The sequence below is a fragment of the Hydrotalea sp. genome (assembly GCF_049968455.1).
GTDB lineage: Bacteria > Bacteroidota > Bacteroidia > Chitinophagales > Chitinophagaceae > Hydrotalea.
Genome location: NZ_JBMFQT010000005.1, coordinates 45,134 through 61,510, shown reverse-complemented (window position 1 = coordinate 61,510; position 16,377 = coordinate 45,134). Strand labels below are relative to the sequence as shown.

Genomic DNA, 16,377 nt, shown 5'->3' with positions numbered 1-16,377 from the left:
TTTATAATTTCCAATCTATAGGCGTTTTACCTTGTTTTATTAAAAGTTCATTGGTTTTGCTAAAATGTTTGCAACCCAAAAATCCATTATGCGCACTTAATGGAGAGGGGTGTGCTGCCTTTAAAATAAAATGTTTAGTGGCATCAATAAATTGTTGTTTTTCCTGTGCAAAGCGGCCCCAAAGTAAAAAAACAATACCGGATTTTTCTTCCGATATTTTTTTGATGGCTGCATCGGTAAAATTCATCCATCCAATTTTTGAATGACTAGCGGCTTCATTAGCCCTAACAGTTAATATTGCATTTAATAACAATACGCCCTGTTTCGCCCAAGAGGTAAGATTACCTATTGCAGGTATGGGCATACCAATATCTGCGTTTAATTCTTTAAAAATATTTTGTAAAGAAGGTGGAGCAGGAATTCCATCCGGCACACTAAAACACAAACCCATGGCTTGGTTAGGGCCATGATAGGGGTCTTGCCCCAAAATAACAACTTTTACTTCACTAAACGGAGTAGTATTAAATGCATTGAAAATAAGGCTACCGGGCGGGTATATTGTTGCTCCGGTGGCTTTTTCAGTTTTTAAATGGGTTACTATTTGTAAAAAATAGGGCTTTGTAAACTCTTTTTGCAATTGGTCTTTCCAACTATTTTCAATTTTTACATCCATTTTTTGAAATGTGTTTGGATGCAAACTAATTAAAATTTAGTTTTGCGCCCTAATCATTTGGTTCGGTAGCTCAGCTGGATAGAGCAACTGCCTTCTAAGCAGTAGGTCATTGGTTCGAATCCAATCCGAATCACTTACATTTTAACCTTAGCAATTTTCGCTAAGGTTTTTTATGTATCAACTATTATTTAAATGGATTTTTGGGTAAATATTTTTCTAGGTTAGGATGTACTACTTTACCCATGCCTGCTTTTTTGAATGCGGGAATAAATGCCGTAACTGAAATAATACCTGCAATTCCCTCAATAAGAAGGGTAAATGGCGCACTTGTTTTGTGGGCAAGATATCCAACTAATAAACTGCCTAATGGTTGCATACCCATAAAGGCCATTACGTAATAACTAATCACTCTACCTCGCATATTTTCTTTAACATTGGTTTGAATGTATGTATTGGTTGATGCTATTAATGCCAATAACCCACTTTCACCCAGCATAATTATTGCTAAAGCCAGCCAAAAGTTTTGCATGTAAGAAAATAAGATAATACAGGAAGAGATAAGTAAATTGGCTAATGTAATTATTTTTAAAAAATCCTTATCAGGTCTTAGGGTAGCTACATAAACGGCCCCCATTAAAGCACCTAGTCCGGCTATGCTATTTAACCAACTAAAAGTGGTTACATTACCTTTAAAAATTTGTTGAGCATATACTGGAAATAAAGTATTGTAAGGCATTACAAAAAAACTAATTAAAGCCATTAGTAATATGGCCGAACGAATGCCTTTGCTGTTTTGTAAATAGTCATATCCTTCCTTTAAGTTTTGCCAAATAGGCTCATCAATGGTTTTGGTAGGAGGCGTTTTTAGTTTCATTAATAACAGTGAAACTATTACTGCAATAAAACTCAAAAAATTCATAAAAAAACAAACACCTTCTCCAAAACTACTTAGCAAAATACCTGCAACAGCCGGGCCTGCCAAACGTGCAAAAGTAACCATGCTTGAGTTTAACGCAATGGCATTGGGCAAGTCTGCTTTTTTTTCAACCATCAATATCATAAACGATTGACGAGCAGGTGTATCGAAGGCATTGATAATACCTAATATGATACTTAAAATAATAATGGTAGTTACCGTATGTGTTTCCGTAATTACCAAGGCAGCTAAAATTCCTGCTTGCACCATTGAAGCAATTTGTGTAATGAGTAAGGTTTTATAGCGACTGTGCCTATCAACATAAGTACCTGCATAAGGCGACAAAAGCATTGTAGGAATTTGTCCTGCAAAGGCAACCACCCCCAACATGAAAGAAGAATGAGTTAATGTATACACCAGCCAACTAACCGCTATACGCTGCATCCAGGTACCAATTAATGAAATAGCCTGCCCACCAAAGTAAAGCCTGAAATTTTTGTATTGCAAAGCTCGCATGGAATTGGGTAACTGCATGCTTCAAATTTTTTTTTACTTCTTAATTGAATACTAACAAAGATACATTGCAAAAAATTGAAGAACGATTAATGTTTGCTGTTGATGAGTTTAAAAATTGCAAAAGCGTTAATGAGTACTTTTTACCGACCATATCTTTACATTACTTTTACATCATAATTATGCCATATGAAATTGCCTTTATTTACTGTTAATACTGATTGGATGTTGCTTTCATCTGTTGCAGCAACTATTCATCAGGCTTTTGAACTTTCAGTTGATGAAAAATCCCAACAAAATGTAATAAAGTGCCGAACTTTTTTAAATAAAAAAATGCAGCAACACAATGTATTGTTTTACGGTATTAATACAGGATTTGGTTATTTGCAAAATGTACAAATAGATAATTCTCAAATTGAACAATTACAGTATAACTTACTAATGTCACATGCCTGTGGAATGGGTAATGAAGTGCCCGATGCCATTGTAAAGCTAATGTTGCTTTTAAAAATAAAATCGTTGGTGTATGGGCATAGTGGGGTACAATGGGCAACGGTACAGCGTTTGGTTGACTTGTATAATAATAATATTTTACCGGTTGTTTATACGCAAGGTTCATTGGGGGCTTCCGGCGATTTAGCACCGTTAAGCCATTTAAGTCTGCCTTTAATTGGATTGGGAAAGGTTAAGTACAATAATACTGCAATGCCTACGCAACAAGCTTTGCAAATGTTGAACTGGCAACCTGTAGCTTTGCAAAGCAAAGAAGGGCTTGCTTTAATTAACGGTACCCAATTTATGAGCGCTTATGGCATTTACTGTGTTGCAAAAGCCAAAAATTTGTTGAAATGGGCCAACTTAATTGCAGCTATTTCCTTTGATGCATTTTATTGTACTACCGAGCCTTTGAACAAACTTATTCATGAAATAAGAGCCCATAAAGGGCAGGTATATTGTGCCAGAGTACTTCGTGAATATTTAGCTGATAGCACCATTGCTCAGAAAAAAAAGCAACAAGTGCAAGACCCTTATTCTTTCAGATGCATTCCGCAGGTGCATGGTGCAACTGCTGATACTTTACATTTTGTGGAAGAAACCTTTACTCGAGAAATTAACTCTGTAACAGATAATCCAAATATTTTTCCCGATGAAGATGCCATATTAAGCGGAGGTAATTTTCACGGACAGCCATTGGCGTTGGCATTGGATTTTTTATCCATTGCTATGAGCGAATTAGCCAACATAAGTGAACGAAGAACCTATCAGTTAATAAGTGGGCATCGGGGATTGCCTTTGTTTTTGGTGAAGGATCCCGGATTAAATAGTGGATTCATGATACCACAATATACCGCAGCCGGTATTGTTAGCGAAAATAAACAATTATGTACCCCCGCAAGTGTTGATAGTATTTCCTCTTCTAACAATCAGGAAGATCATGTTAGTATGGGTGCTAATGCTGCTACCAAATGCTTTCAATTAATAAATAATGTGGAGAAAGTATTAGCCATTGAATTACTTACTGCAAGCCAAGCCTTACATTTCCGAAGACCGGAAACCAGCTCTGAAGTTATTGAAAACATTGTTACTGAGTTTGGGAAATTAGTATCTTTTAATGAAAAAGATAGGGTATTGCATGATGATATGATGTTAGCAGTACAATTTTTACAAACCCACGTGTTACCTGATTAATACCGTAGTGCCTTTTAATGAAAACTTTTCACCCGTTTGGCTATCAGTATAGCTAAGTGTCCATACGTACGTGCCGGTAGGTTGGGCTAAACCATTTAATGTGCCATCCCATTTTTGCGTCCAATCGGTTGTATAAAAAATAACTTGTCCAAACCTGTTATAAACGGTAAAACGTAGGTTAATGGCTTTGTAAGCATTCAGCGGATATAAATAATCATTCAGCCCATCACCATTTGGCGTAAATGCTGAGGGCACTGCTATATAACAATTGGTAACTGCTTTTAATATTTTAGTATAATTAGCCGTGCAACCTGCCGTATCGGTTACTAATAATTGTATTAGGTAATTAGTTGATATATTGGTATTGGGATAATTTTGTAATGGTGGTGTTTGTAAATCGCTGGTTTGTCCGTTGCCAAAATCCCAATGCCATTTTGTTAGTAAGCCCGTGCTTGAATCTGTAAAAGTAACGGCATCATTGGGGCATATATAATCAGGTGCTGAGAAGTATGCTTTGGGTGGATAATTGTCTAATACGAAATTTTTAGTAATCGTATCTGCACATACGGTGTTGCTGGCAATTAATTGAGTTGTTTTTTGTCCTAAAGAGGAATAAATAATGGCGGGATTTGCCATTGTACTAGTAGTTGCATTATCAAAAGTCCATACCCAATTAGTAGCATTTTGAGCTTTTAAAATATAATCAACTGTATCGTTCACACATCCCCAACGAATCGTATAATCAAAATCAGCTTTTACCAATTGTTGCGAAGTAATTGTAAAAGATGCTTGTGTGCTTAACGGTACGGCATTTTGGCAGTTGTCTAATAACGTGTTTCCATCAGTGCCCATTAATTGTTGCACCGTATATACATTGGGCGATAAGGGATTATTTAATTGTACAATAATAGAATCGGTATCAAAATTATTCACACATCCAACTCCATATGCCGATTGAATGGAAGCATTAGGTGTAAGGGAAAAATCGCTGCCATCTGCTGCAATAGAATTACATAAAATAGTTTTATTCATTTTTATGGCAATTTCTTTGCCCCCACAAATGCCTGAAGCTTTGGTATAGGTTGGCAAATTAGGATCGGTAATACTGGCAGTGCCGCCGGTAAAATTCAAAGTATACCCGCTCTGGCTATCGGTATAATGGCTCACTAATAATAAGTAGGTATGCCCCTGAATAAGTGTTGGCGGTTTACTAAATGGCGAAACGCCACCTTGTGCATAGGTTGAAGGGGAGGCACATTGGTTGGCCGCACTTGCAGTATCGGCAGTACCGGTTAATCCACCTACACCTGACCAATTACAACATACAAACAAGTTAGGATCGGTAAAAACATTGTTCGGATCTACACCTGTAATATCAAATATCTGCCAATCATAATCATCTGAAATTGTATTGGGTGTGATAACAAAAATAAGCGTACCTGTTTGGTAGCAGGTAAATTTATACCAATAAGGATTTTTATTCGTTGCAATAAAACTGTTAGGCCCAGTGGCACAAACCGGAACAGGTATGCTAGAAGTTCCACAAATGCTTACTGAGCCCTGCGAAAAACTTTTAATACCGCAAACCGGGAAAGCACTGGCGGGGGTTTGCCCTTTTAAGGTACAAATAGCCTGAGCATGTAGATCTAAGGGCACTATACAGCAAGATATTATGAATAAAACAAATACAAATCGAAAAAAAGTTATCAAAATTCAGTCAGTTTTTATTATTTAATGAATGGCAAATTAGGCATTATGCTGCTTTGTCTGAATGTTTTAACAAATTCAATACCTTTTTAATAACTCAAAGTAACGTTAGTTTTCTGAACACTGATGAACTGTATGATTTATTTGGGTGTAAAGCGTACATTTGTCACCCATAACATTATTTTTTGCGGTATGAGTGATGAAAAAAGTTTAAATTTTTTAGAAGAAATTATTGAGGCCGATTTGGTAGCCGGAAAATATCAACAAATTATTACCCGTTTTCCTCCTGAACCCAATGGCTATTTGCACATGGGGCATGCTACTAGCATTTGTTTAAATTTTGGACTTACCAAAAAATATGGTGGTTATACAAATTTGCGATTCGATGATACCAATCCAGTTACAGAAGATACAGAATATGTTGAAAGCATTAAAGCCGACATAAGGTGGTTGGGTTTTGAGTGGAAACATGAATTGTATGCCAGTGATTACTTTGAAACATTATATGAATTTGCGGTTCAGTTAATAAAAAAAGGATTGGCCTATGTAGATGACAGTAGCAGTGAAGAAATTGCTGCGCAAAAAGGAACACCTACACAGCCGGGTACCAATAGCCCTTATCGTAATAGAACAATAGAAGAAAACTTATCGCTTTTTGCCGATATGCGTGCAGGAAAATATAAGGACGGAGAAAAAGTGTTGCGTGCTAAAATTGATATGGCACATCCTAATATGTTAATGCGCGATCCATTAATGTATAGAATTAAACATGCACACCATCATCGCACAGGTAATAAATGGTGTATATATCCTATGTACGATTTTGCACATGGGCAAAGCGATAGCATAGAAAAAATTACACATTCTATTTGTACGCTTGAATTTGTACCACATCGCGAATTGTACGATTGGTTTATAGAAAAATTAGAAATTTATCCTTCACATCAGTATGAGTTTGCACGTCGTAATCTTTCTTATACAGTAATGAGTAAAAGGAAACTTTTACAATTGGTAAATGAAAAATTTGTAGCTGGGTGGGATGATCCCCGAATGCCCACCATCAGCGCTATGCGTAGGCGGGGATATTTGCCCGAAAGTATTCGTGATTTTTGTGATGGGATAGGAGTTGCCAAACGAGAAAACTTAGTTGATATCGGATTGCTTGAGTTTTATGTTCGCGAACGTTTAAACAAGGTTGCATTGCGAAGAATGGTTGTCTTTGATCCATTAAAGATTACTATAACCAATTATCCAGATACTATTGAATGGTTAGAGTCAGAAAATAATCCGGAAGATGTTGCAGCCGGCTCTCGTACCATTCCCTTCAGTAAAGAAATATATATAGAAAAAGATGACTTTATGGAGCAGCCGCCCAAAAAATATTTCAGGCTGGCTCCGGGGCAAATGGTTCGTTTAAAAAGTGCTTACATTATTCAATGTAATGAAGTGATAAAAGATAGTGAAGGTAATGTTGTAGAATTAAAATGCACTTACCTACCGGAAAGTAAAAGTGGTAATGATACCAGTGGTATTCATGTAAAAGGAACATTGCATTGGGTAAGTATTCAACATGCTATTCCTATTGAAGTGCGTTTGTACGATCGTTTGTTTAATGTTGAAAATGTAGACGCTGCTGAAGGTGATTTTAAAAATTACTATAACCCGCATTCATTAGAAGTTATCTCTAAGGTATTTGCAGAACCATCATTACAGGAAGCAACCTTAAATGAACGCTTTCAGTTTATTCGTAAAGGATATTTTTGTTTAGATACTGATGCCAAAAATGGTTCCTTAATTTTTAATAGAACTGTTGGGCTGAAAGATACTTGGGCAAAAGAAATGAAAAAAGCATAAACTCATTTCTCGGGCTACTTTTTTGTTGCAACTTGTTGGTATGAATTTATTTGAAGCATTTCAATTGCAGTGGAAACGAAAGTTTTCCTATTTACACCCCCATAACTGTACCCTATTGGTGGCAGTAAGCGGCGGGGTAGATAGCGTGGTACTATTACATTGCTTACACAAAATGCAATTCCGAGTAGCTGCTGCACATGTAAATTTTCAGTTGAGGGGAGATGAAAGTAATCGCGATGCCTTGTTTGTGCAGCAAACCTGTGAAAAGTATAATATTCCTTTTTATTTAAAAACGGTAAATACTCAAGCTTTTGCTGATGAAGAAAAAATTTCAATTCAAGAAGCTGCAAGGCGGCTTCGCTATGATTGGTTTGAACAACTATTGCAACAGCCTTACTTCAAAACAACACCCAACGCTTTTATTGTAACAGCCCATCATGCCAATGATAATATTGAAACATTATTGCATCATTTATTCAGAGGTACAGGAATAGCAGGACTACAGGGTATTCCACAAAAAAATAATCATATTATTCGCCCTTTATTATTTGCTTATAAGCAAGATATTATTGAATACGCAGAACAACACAATCTAAAATGGGTCAACGACTCATCCAATAAAAAACAAGATTATACGCGTAATTTTATTCGATTACAAATTTTGCCGCAGTTACAACAATATTTTCCAAATATAGATTCTATATTGACTGAAAATATTCAAAGATTTCAAGAAGCAAATCAATTATATCAGCAGGCTTTACAAAACCATTTTAAAAAACTAATACAACACAATGAATACGGCTATCAAATTCCTATAGAATTATTAAAAAAAACACAACCCTTTACAACAGTTTTATGGGAAATTGCCAAACAATTTGGTTGCCAGTCTACACAGTTAATTTCCATAGAAAAATTATTAGATGCAGAAAATGGAAGTATTGTTGAAACATCCACTCATCGGTTTATCAAAAACAGGAAATGGTTATTAATACAATTACGTAGTAATCAGATAAACGACCTTGTTACAATTCAGGAGTGGAGTAATCAAATTCATTACAATGGCGGTAAATTATTGTTCGATAAAGTACCGGTTCCTGAAAACTTCGAAGCCAATAGTCAAACTATTTATATTGATGAAACTTCTTTGCAATTTCCTTTAATTATTCGCAAACTAAAAACGGGAGATTATTTTTATCCCTTTGGGATGAAACACAAAAAGAAGATTAGTCGTTTTTTAATTGATTTGAAACTATCACTTCCCGAAAAAGAAAATGTGTGGGTGTTAGAAATGAAAAAAAAAATAATTTGGGTAATTGGTTATCGTGCCGACAATCGTTTTAAAGTAAATGCTAATGCTAAACAATGCATTAAAATTGCTTATTTAAAATAATTACTTACCTCATTAATAAAATGGCTTACGGGGTTAAATGGGCTTAAAAAATGTGCCGTAATAATTAAAAAAACTATGCCATATATTGCTCCCCAAAAATGTGCTGAATGATTGATTCTACTGCTACCTTTTCTTGATAAATATGCGGAAATTCCTAAGTAAACTATGCCAAATATGAAGGCGGGAAATTCAATGGGAATAAATAGTAAACTTAAAGGTTGGGTAGGAGCTAAAAATACAAAGGCAAATACAACCGCGGAAACGGCCCCCGATGCACCTAAGCTTTTGTAAGCATAGTTGTTGGCATTTTTAAAATAAGTTGGTAATAAACAAACTATTAATCCGGTAATGTATAATATTAGAAAGAGTGGCTTACCTCTTTCACCATAAATGGTAATAAAGAAGTTTTCAATGGCCTCACCAAACATATAAAAAGCATACATATTAAATGCTAAATGCATTAGATCGGCATGTATAAATCCACAAGTAATGAATCGATACCATTGATGATGATACGTAATTGCGGGGGGATAAAAAATTAAATCGTCCATTAGCCTTTCATTTGAAAAGGCAATAAATGATATGATACAAGTAACGGCAATTATTATGATGGTAATTGAAGGCATATTTATGATTGCTGCTAATAATTAAACATGATGGTATTTTTCATTGTTCAAGATGGTGCATACTCTATATATCTGTTCTGCTAAAATTAGTCGTACTAACATATGTGGAAATACCAATTTTGATAAGCTCCAAGTAAAATCAGCTCGCTTTAAAATTACTTCATCTACACCAAATGCGCCACCAATTAAAAAGATAATTTTTCTGTTCCCAGCATTTATTTTTTGTTGTACAAAATTTGCCAGTTCAATAGAAGTTAATTGTTTGCCCTTTTCATCTAATACTATCAAATAATCTTCCTTATGTAAATTATTAAGTATTACAACAGCTTCTGCCTTTTTTAATTCAGTAGCGCTTAGGGTAGCAGCATTTTTAAGTGGCTTTATTATTAACCATTCTACTACAAAATAATTTTTAATTCGTTTGGTAAATTCTTCAATAGCTTCATTTACCATTGGTTCATGCTGCTTGCCGATTGAAATAAATTGCATTTTCATAACAACTAATAAAATGTATCGGCAATGAATAATAGGGTTTACGGATGTTTATATTTTAATGATTTCGTAACCAATTATTAAAATATAAATAAATATAAGTAATGCTATAAAAATAATTATAAATATGGGTGTTAGGCTTAACAGAATGTATATCTTGCTTTTAAATAAGTTACTATATGTAAAATTGTCACTTATTTGTAGCATGCTCTGATTGTGCACCTTTAAAAATTTTGCCAAATAATATTGATACTGTTCAAATGCCGGTTTTAGTACTTTGCTAATAATGGTTTGAATTGAATCAATATTACCTGGTAAGTGGTTGTAGTAGTACGTAATTAAAGTATTATACTTTTTTCTAGTTGTTTTTAAACTGTCTAAAATAAGACTGTCGGATGGGTGTAGAAAGTTTAAAATTGAAATGCTATCAAAGCGTTTATTGTTTTGATTAATTACTTGTTCCCAGTTATTTACTTTAATTGCTTTTTGATTATTACTAGCATATTCTAAAAATGTTACCCAATTTGAATACGAGGTTTGTAGGATTTGTTGACTTATAGCATTAAAGTGAGCTTCTTTGTTGATTAGTTTACTATACTCTCTGTCAATTTTTCTGGCAAAGAAGTTATAAAAAAGAAAAATAACAATTATTGTAAAAATTAATAATGCAATAATTCCCTTTTTTGAAAAGAAAAGTGATCCCATATTTACATTTCTGTATGGACGAATATAGGTAAGAATTTTTAGTAAAATTTATTAGCTACCATTTATTTTTATGCTTTCATTGGCTGCTTAAGCATTTTTTGGCTGATTAAGCCTAATGTTGATTTAAAGATTTTTAATTCATTGTTTTGCTGCTTAATAAATGAATTATCTGCCAATTTTCCCATTACTGCATCCATTTCAGCATCGGAATCGTATACCATTTTCCGATAAGGATTTGTATAATCTTTTTCTCGGGAAAGGAAAATTTGTTCAGTAATCCAGCTTTTTGTACTTAATACTTCTTCAAACAATTTTTGAATAAACGATTCATTAATTGTTTGCCAGTTAATTTGATACAGTTCTGTTAATGCAGCCAATGCATGTTTTGTTTTTTCAATTTTGTATTGTGTGCCCTGCTTTTCATAAAATTGGTGAACCTGCTCCCAACTACTAATTTTGCCACTTTTAATTTGTTGCAGTAATTTATCAACAGTTGTTTTTTCCATTAGCTGCCCACCAACATTTATCCATTGTTTTCTTTCAAAGTTGGATAATGATTTTTTTAAATCAGAAACACTATTAAGAGCATTGGTGTTTATCCAGTTTAACAAGTAATTAATACCATAATAAGCAATCATTCGTTTGTATAAATGATAGGCTTTAAATGCTTTTATAATAATTGTTTTGCGTTTATTATTTTCTGCATTCGGTAAAATAATTTCTAATGAATCAATGATTTTATCTCCATTTTCCTTGTTCAATAATTCTCGTCCTTGCTCAATACAAGCTTTATGATTATTGTATAGTTCATTATTTTCTTTCGCGTAAAAAGCTTTGCCCACACAATACTCCAACGTACTAATGCCCTCAAACATTTCGTTTACAGTATCTGGTGCCAGAAAATCATATTCCAGGTATTGAATTTTTTCGGTTCTTTTATCGCGATCAATGTATTTCCAACTGTTGCGTGCAAGTGCATACATGTTGTACATAAACCAATACGCGGGCATAATTAACAGTTGATTTTTTTCATTGTCAATGCTCACCAATGAAAATGGGAGGGTTATATTCAGCTCTGCCGGATAATCGCCTTTTGCTAAAATGGTATAGCTGGCAAATTTGGAATTGTGTTTTAAACTAACGCATAAGCCGGGCCAAAAGCCACGCCCCATAACCATTTCACCATCTGGCCCTCTTGAATTATGATTTGAACCGATAGTAGCACCCGCTGCAATGTTGCTTTGTCCCATTAACAATGTGGCACACAAAAATGAGTTGTTATGGTGTTGCTCATGTGCAGGAAAAATTAAAGAGTTTAATACTTCACAACATGAAATAGTGGCATTATTACCTAAATAGGAGTTAATTAATCGCGCACCATATTTTAATTGAGAATGCGAAGCCATAATAAATCGAACGGCTTTTACACCATAAAATATTCTGCAGCCAAAGCCAATAATACCATTCACCAATTCACACCCTTCGCCAATTTGTGTTTGCCCTTCTTTTCCTGAATTAATGGTTAGATTTTTTAATTTATTAGCACCTTTTATGTAGGCATCTTCTCCAATCCATACATCTTTTAAAATGGCAGAATTTTTAATAACGGTTCTACTACCAACTTTTCCATAATAACCACGTTTTTGGTTAAACTGTTTTTCGGTGAAATTTTTAAATTGTTGTAATAGTTCACTGTCAGCTCTATATTTGCTCCATAAATAGGCATCGCCGGGTAGCATTCCATTAAATGGAATAACACTTCTTCCACCATTTTCATTGCAAATTTCCATCCAAATACGTATGGCTTCATCTTCGCCTTCTTTTACAATTCCATTTCCAAATTTTGCATGGTTTGAAGTAACCATTTCATTAATGTTGGCCAAAATACATTCATTGCCAATGATGAAGTGGGATAAATAATTCACATTGTCAATTACCACATTATCGCCAATGTCGCAACTTATAATGATGGAATTATATAAACCTACCGGTATAGTTAAATCACTAAAGTTTAGGCATATTGGTTCTAATTTGCCAATGCGAACCAGCCCAAAAAACTTACAGTTTTTTACCAGTTCAGGATTAAATGCATCCGAAACTAAAATATTGTTCCAATCATCACTGGTATTTCTGTTTTTTACCAATGCTTCAATTTCGTATGCGGTTAAACGACGGTATTCAATACCGCTTCGGTTTTGTGCGTCTCTTAAATAATATTCATTTTTCCCTTTGGGCAAATATTCCGGTGGAATAAAATGATATCCTAATTGTTGTATAGGTATTTTTTGAATATTATTTTCAGGCATGTTGATACATTTTGTTCAAAAATTATTCTACCGTAACACTTTTAGCTAAGTTACGAGGTTTGTCAACATCGTATCCTTTTGCTACACCAACATAGTAGCTTAATAATTGCAAAGGAATAACACTTAATAAAGGTGCTAATATTTCATCTGTTTCGGGCACAAATAGTGTATCGTTGGCCATCGGCGGCAAGGTATTATCGCCCTCTGTAGCAATAGCAATAACAATACCTTTTCTTGCCTTAATTTCTTGTACATTACTAATTACTTTTTCATAATATTTATCTTTTGTGGCAACAAATACAACGGGAAGTTGATTGTCAACCAAGGCAATGGGCCCATGTTTCATTTCTGCTGCCGGGTAACCTTCAGCATGTATGTAAGATATTTCTTTTAGTTTAAGTGCGCCTTCTAATGCCACAGGAAAATTATATCCACGTCCTAAGTATAAAAAGTCATTTGCATCTTTATACTTTTCAGCAATTTGTTGAATAGGTTCTGTGTTTTTCAAAATTTCTCTTACTTTATCAGGTATATCGGCTAGTTCCTGCATAAGTGTTAAATAACGGTCATGCGTTAAGGTACCCTTTGCTAAGCCAATTTTTAAAGCCATCATAGCTAATACTGCTAATTGTCCGGTAAAGGCTTTTGTACTAGCCACTCCAATTTCCGGCCCTGCATGCGTATAGGCCCCTGCATTACTTAAACGTGCAATGCTGCTGCCTACTACATTTACTACTCCAAAAATAAAAGCCCCTTTTTCTTTAGCATTTTCTAAAGCCACCAATGTATCGGCTGTTTCGCCACTTTGTGAGATGGCAATAATTACATCGCCTTTATGTATAATAGGGTTTCTGTATCTAAATTCACTGGCATATTCTACTTCAACAGGAATACGGCAAAGTTCTTCAATCATATATTCTGCCACTAATCCGGCATGCCAACTGGTGCCGCAGGCAACAATAATGATGCGGTGGGCATGTGTTAATGCTTCTAAGTGGTTTTCAATACCACTCATAATAATTTTGCCTACTTCCGGAAGTAAACGCCCTCTTAAACAATCATGAATGGTTTCAGGTTGTTCATGAATTTCTTTTAGCATAAAATGGTCATAACCACCTTTTTCAATGGCAGCTAAATCCATATCGAGTTTGGTAATAAAAGGTGTTTGTTTTTCATTACCTAAATTCTTTAAAGTAAGCTCGTCTGCTTTTACAATGGCAATTTCATAATCGTTTACATACACCACTTCTTTGGTGTATTCAATAATGGGAGAAGCATCACTGGCTAAAAAATGTTCGCCCTTACCAATACCTATCACTAACGGACTCCCTTTTCTGGCAGCAATAATGGTATCAGGGTCATTTTTATCAATTAACAAAATACAATATGCACCCACAACACGTTTCAAAGCAATACGTAATGCTTCTTCTAAATTACATTGATTGTTTTTTTGAATGTCTTCAATAAAATTCAATAAAACCTCTGTATCTGTGTCGCTGGTAAAATGATATCCCTTCTTTAATAATTCGTTTTTTATGCTAACATAGTTTTCAATAATACCATTGTGAATCATGGCTAAGTTACCATTGTTGCTGGTATGTGGGTGGGCATTTCTGTCACTTGGTTCACCATGTGTAGCCCAACGGGTATGGCCAATGCCAATATGTGCATGCACGTTTTTGCCTAATGCAGCTTCTTCTAAATCAGTAACGCGCCCTTTTTTCTTATAAATATTCAATGCTCCGTTGTCAATTAAAGCAATACCGGCACTATCATATCCACGATATTCCAAACGTTTTAAACCTTTAATAATAATAGGGTAGGCTTCTTTTTTACCAATGTATCCAACAATTCCACACATAGTATAATGAATTTATGATGAGCCTGCAATATCCTAAATTTTACGCTAAAATTGTGTAAGTTCATGCATAAATACACTATTTGTATGAGTAAGGTATTTCCATTTCATGAAGCATTAGTGCTGGAAAATGAACGCGTTAAATTGCGTGCATTAATACAAAATGATGTAGCTAATTTGCGTGTTTTTTCTGAACAGGAACCTGATTTGTGGCAATATTCTATTCAATCTGCTGCAGGTGAAACTAACCTGCAATTGTATATTGGTAAGGCATTGAAAGATAAAAGTGCAGGCAATGCGTATCCGTTTATTGTGTATGATAAAATAATGCAAGAATACGCAGGCAGTACTCGTTTTTATGACATTCAATCGCAACATGCCTGCTTGCAATTGGGTTATACTTGGTATGGAAAAAAATTTCAGGGTACAGGCTTAAATGTGCATTGTAAATATTTAATGCTTTCATTTGTGTTTGATAATTTAGGTTTTGAAAGGGTAGAGGCAAGGGCTGATGTTTTAAATAAACGAAGTATTGCAGCCATGAAAAAAATTGGTTTTGTGGAAGAAGGTATTTTGCGTAACAATGCACTTAGTGCAGATGGAATTAGAAGAGATTCAATGGTGCTTTCAATATTAAAATTGGAGTGGCAAAACAAAGTGAAAAAAAATTTAAATAATCTATTGTAAAAAATTAAGTGTATATATTCTTTTGTAAAATTTAGAGTACTAAAATTAATTTTTTTCAATTGAATAAAGCCCGGCATTATTGGTTTTACTGGTTTCACAACTCAATAATAAATGTTGGGGCGATACATAACAAATACCTTCTGTTTGCCAATCTTTATTAGATTTTCCAATCGTTACTCTCTTGATTGATCCATTAAAGAAGTTGTTGTTTTTATACTTAGATAAAAATAATAAAAAGGAGTTTTGTTTTTTGTTTTCATACCCAATTAAAGCTACTTCTTTTGTAGTTGAATCATAATCTGCACCAGTTATTTTGCCTTTAGAATCATAAATTATTATTGGACTAACACTTTGATTATATTGGGTTTTTGAAAGTTTATACAATCGGGTTTTTTCATCTCCTCTGTTTTTTGTAAAAATATATAAGCAACTGTCTACACTAATCATCGCTTCACAATCATAATTGTTATTTTTATTTATAGAAAATGTTTTTTGATCGGCATAATTATAAGAAATGGCACTGGCCGAAACATTTATTTCAAAAGCATTGCTATTAATGTCCTGTTTTCTAATTTTAAGTACTCTTAAGTTTTTTCTATTTCCCTTATTATTTCCGAAGTCCCCTATATAAATATAAGTTTCGTCTGCTGTAATATCTTCCCAATCAATGTTTGGATAATTAGTAATATGTATGATTTGTTTAATTTTTCCCGTAGTAGAATCAATTTGATATAAATCTGCAGGATTGCCGGAATCGTTAAATGTAAATAGCTTGTTATTTGTATAGCATAAGCCTGATGAAGAGCTTAATATTGTATCTAAAGAACATTTTTTAGATAGAATAATATTCTTATTGATGATAAAACCGCTATTATTTTCTTTTTTTATACAGCAAATTGATATGCCAATAAGAACAAGAATAATAGCGGTTTTTAAGTCCTTCATGTTAGTGTAATTATCT

13 protein-coding genes and 1 tRNA gene are annotated in these 16,377 nt (G+C 34.2%); 5 read left to right on the top strand and 9 right to left on the bottom strand.

The features are described from left to right. Position 1: 1 nt before the first annotated feature. The gene (gene ung / locus ACP5P5_RS04860) at positions 2-673 is read right to left on the bottom strand and encodes a uracil-DNA glycosylase (RefSeq protein ID WP_428284981.1); all 672 of its coding nucleotides are present in this window, start codon (positions 671-673) and stop codon (positions 2-4) included. Between the two features lie 59 nt (positions 674-732). Between ung and ACP5P5_RS04855 the strand changes: the two genes are divergently transcribed. Further along, positions 733-806: transfer RNA gene (locus ACP5P5_RS04855), tRNA-Arg, on the top strand. A gap of 51 nt (positions 807-857) precedes the next feature. On the opposite strand, the gene ACP5P5_RS04850 is transcribed toward ACP5P5_RS04855, so the two are convergent. Further along, complete coding sequence (locus ACP5P5_RS04850; protein ID WP_428284980.1) at positions 858-2,123, bottom strand: MFS transporter; 1,266 nt, start codon at positions 2,121-2,123, stop codon at positions 858-860. 168 nt (positions 2,124-2,291) lie between these two features. Between ACP5P5_RS04850 and hutH the strand changes: the two genes are divergently transcribed. Continuing rightward, positions 2,292-3,791 carry a histidine ammonia-lyase gene (hutH, locus tag ACP5P5_RS04845; RefSeq protein WP_428284979.1) on the top strand — a complete coding sequence of 500 codons (1,500 nt, stop codon included), beginning with the start codon at positions 2,292-2,294 and terminating at the stop codon, positions 3,789-3,791. Here the strand turns inward: hutH and ACP5P5_RS04840 are convergent. Next, on the bottom strand, positions 3,780-5,447 hold the full coding sequence (locus ACP5P5_RS04840; RefSeq protein ID WP_428284978.1) for a gliding motility-associated C-terminal domain-containing protein: 1,668 nt from the start codon (positions 5,445-5,447) through the stop codon (positions 3,780-3,782). The two genes, hutH and ACP5P5_RS04840, sit on opposite strands and share 12 nt — an antisense overlap. A 243-nt stretch (positions 5,448-5,690) precedes the next feature. Here ACP5P5_RS04840 and ACP5P5_RS04835 point away from each other — a divergent pair, with 243 nt between their 5' ends. Together ACP5P5_RS04835 and tilS are read left to right on the top strand one after the other, a co-directional pair. Continuing rightward, on the top strand, positions 5,691-7,352 hold the full coding sequence (locus ACP5P5_RS04835; RefSeq protein WP_428284977.1) for a glutamine--tRNA ligase/YqeY domain fusion protein: 1,662 nt from the start codon (positions 5,691-5,693) through the stop codon (positions 7,350-7,352). 40 nt (positions 7,353-7,392) lie between these two features. Next, positions 7,393-8,742 carry a tRNA lysidine(34) synthetase TilS gene (gene tilS, locus ACP5P5_RS04830; protein ID WP_428284976.1) on the top strand — a complete coding sequence of 450 codons (1,350 nt, stop codon included), beginning with the start codon at positions 7,393-7,395 and terminating at the stop codon, positions 8,740-8,742. Here the strand turns inward: tilS and ACP5P5_RS04825 are convergent. The 5 genes from ACP5P5_RS04825 to glmS all read right to left on the bottom strand — a co-directional run bounded on the left by ACP5P5_RS04825 (position 8,730) and on the right by glmS (position 14,732). Then, the gene (locus ACP5P5_RS04825; RefSeq protein ID WP_428284975.1) at positions 8,730-9,368 is read right to left on the bottom strand and encodes a rhomboid family intramembrane serine protease; all 639 of its coding nucleotides are present in this window, start codon (positions 9,366-9,368) and stop codon (positions 8,730-8,732) included. The genes tilS and ACP5P5_RS04825 overlap by 13 nt on opposite strands. A gap of 21 nt (positions 9,369-9,389) precedes the next feature. Next, positions 9,390-9,863 (bottom strand): 23S rRNA (pseudouridine(1915)-N(3))-methyltransferase RlmH, encoded by a 474-nt coding sequence (locus tag ACP5P5_RS04820; protein WP_428284974.1) that lies wholly within the window; start codon positions 9,861-9,863, stop codon positions 9,390-9,392. 48 nt (positions 9,864-9,911) lie between these two features. Next, entirely contained in the window at positions 9,912-10,565 is a 654-nt protein-coding gene (locus ACP5P5_RS04815) for a hypothetical protein (RefSeq protein WP_428284973.1), read from the bottom strand. 68 nt (positions 10,566-10,633) lie between these two features. Continuing rightward, positions 10,634-12,871 carry a DUF4954 family protein gene (locus tag ACP5P5_RS04810; protein WP_428284972.1) on the bottom strand — a complete coding sequence of 746 codons (2,238 nt, stop codon included), beginning with the start codon at positions 12,869-12,871 and terminating at the stop codon, positions 10,634-10,636. Between the two features lie 22 nt (positions 12,872-12,893). Then, a complete protein-coding gene (glmS, locus tag ACP5P5_RS04805; protein ID WP_428284971.1) occupies positions 12,894-14,732 on the bottom strand; it encodes a glutamine--fructose-6-phosphate transaminase (isomerizing) in 1,839 nt (612 codons plus the stop codon). Positions 14,733-14,816: 84 nt separating this feature from the next. Between glmS and ACP5P5_RS04800 the strand changes: the two genes are divergently transcribed. After that, positions 14,817-15,416, top strand: coding sequence for a GNAT family N-acetyltransferase (locus ACP5P5_RS04800; RefSeq protein ID WP_428284970.1), 600 nt, complete (start codon positions 14,817-14,819; stop codon positions 15,414-15,416). 45 nt (positions 15,417-15,461) lie between these two features. Here the strand turns inward: ACP5P5_RS04800 and ACP5P5_RS04795 are convergent, their stop codons facing one another. Beyond that, positions 15,462-16,361: a hypothetical protein gene (locus tag ACP5P5_RS04795; RefSeq protein ID WP_428284969.1), complete on the bottom strand. Its 900-nt coding sequence runs from the start codon at positions 16,359-16,361 to the stop codon at positions 15,462-15,464. Positions 16,362-16,377 lie beyond the last annotated feature (16 nt).

Bases quoted from the DNA above. Each gene is read 5' to 3' on its own strand.
- ung (WP_428284981.1), bottom strand. From the start codon at position 673: ATGGATGTAAAAATTGAAAATAGTTGGAAAGACCAATTGCAAAAAGAG.
- ACP5P5_RS04850 (WP_428284980.1), bottom strand. From the start codon at position 2,123: ATGCAGTTACCCAATTCCATGCGAGCTTTGCAATACAAAAATTTCAGG.
- hutH (WP_428284979.1), top strand. From the start codon at position 2,292: ATGAAATTGCCTTTATTTACTGTTAATACTGATTGGATGTTGCTTTCA.
- ACP5P5_RS04835 (WP_428284977.1), top strand. From the start codon at position 5,691: ATGAGTGATGAAAAAAGTTTAAATTTTTTAGAAGAAATTATTGAGGCC.
- tilS (WP_428284976.1), top strand. From the start codon at position 7,393: ATGAATTTATTTGAAGCATTTCAATTGCAGTGGAAACGAAAGTTTTCC.
- ACP5P5_RS04825 (WP_428284975.1), bottom strand. From the start codon at position 9,368: ATGCCTTCAATTACCATCATAATAATTGCCGTTACTTGTATCATATCA.
- ACP5P5_RS04820 (WP_428284974.1), bottom strand. From the start codon at position 9,863: ATGAAAATGCAATTTATTTCAATCGGCAAGCAGCATGAACCAATGGTA.
- ACP5P5_RS04815 (WP_428284973.1), bottom strand. From the start codon at position 10,565: ATGGGATCACTTTTCTTTTCAAAAAAGGGAATTATTGCATTATTAATT.
- ACP5P5_RS04810 (WP_428284972.1), bottom strand. From the start codon at position 12,871: ATGCCTGAAAATAATATTCAAAAAATACCTATACAACAATTAGGATAT.
- glmS (WP_428284971.1), bottom strand. From the start codon at position 14,732: ATGTGTGGAATTGTTGGATACATTGGTAAAAAAGAAGCCTACCCTATT.
- ACP5P5_RS04800 (WP_428284970.1), top strand. From the start codon at position 14,817: ATGAGTAAGGTATTTCCATTTCATGAAGCATTAGTGCTGGAAAATGAA.
- ACP5P5_RS04795 (WP_428284969.1), bottom strand. From the start codon at position 16,361: ATGAAGGACTTAAAAACCGCTATTATTCTTGTTCTTATTGGCATATCA.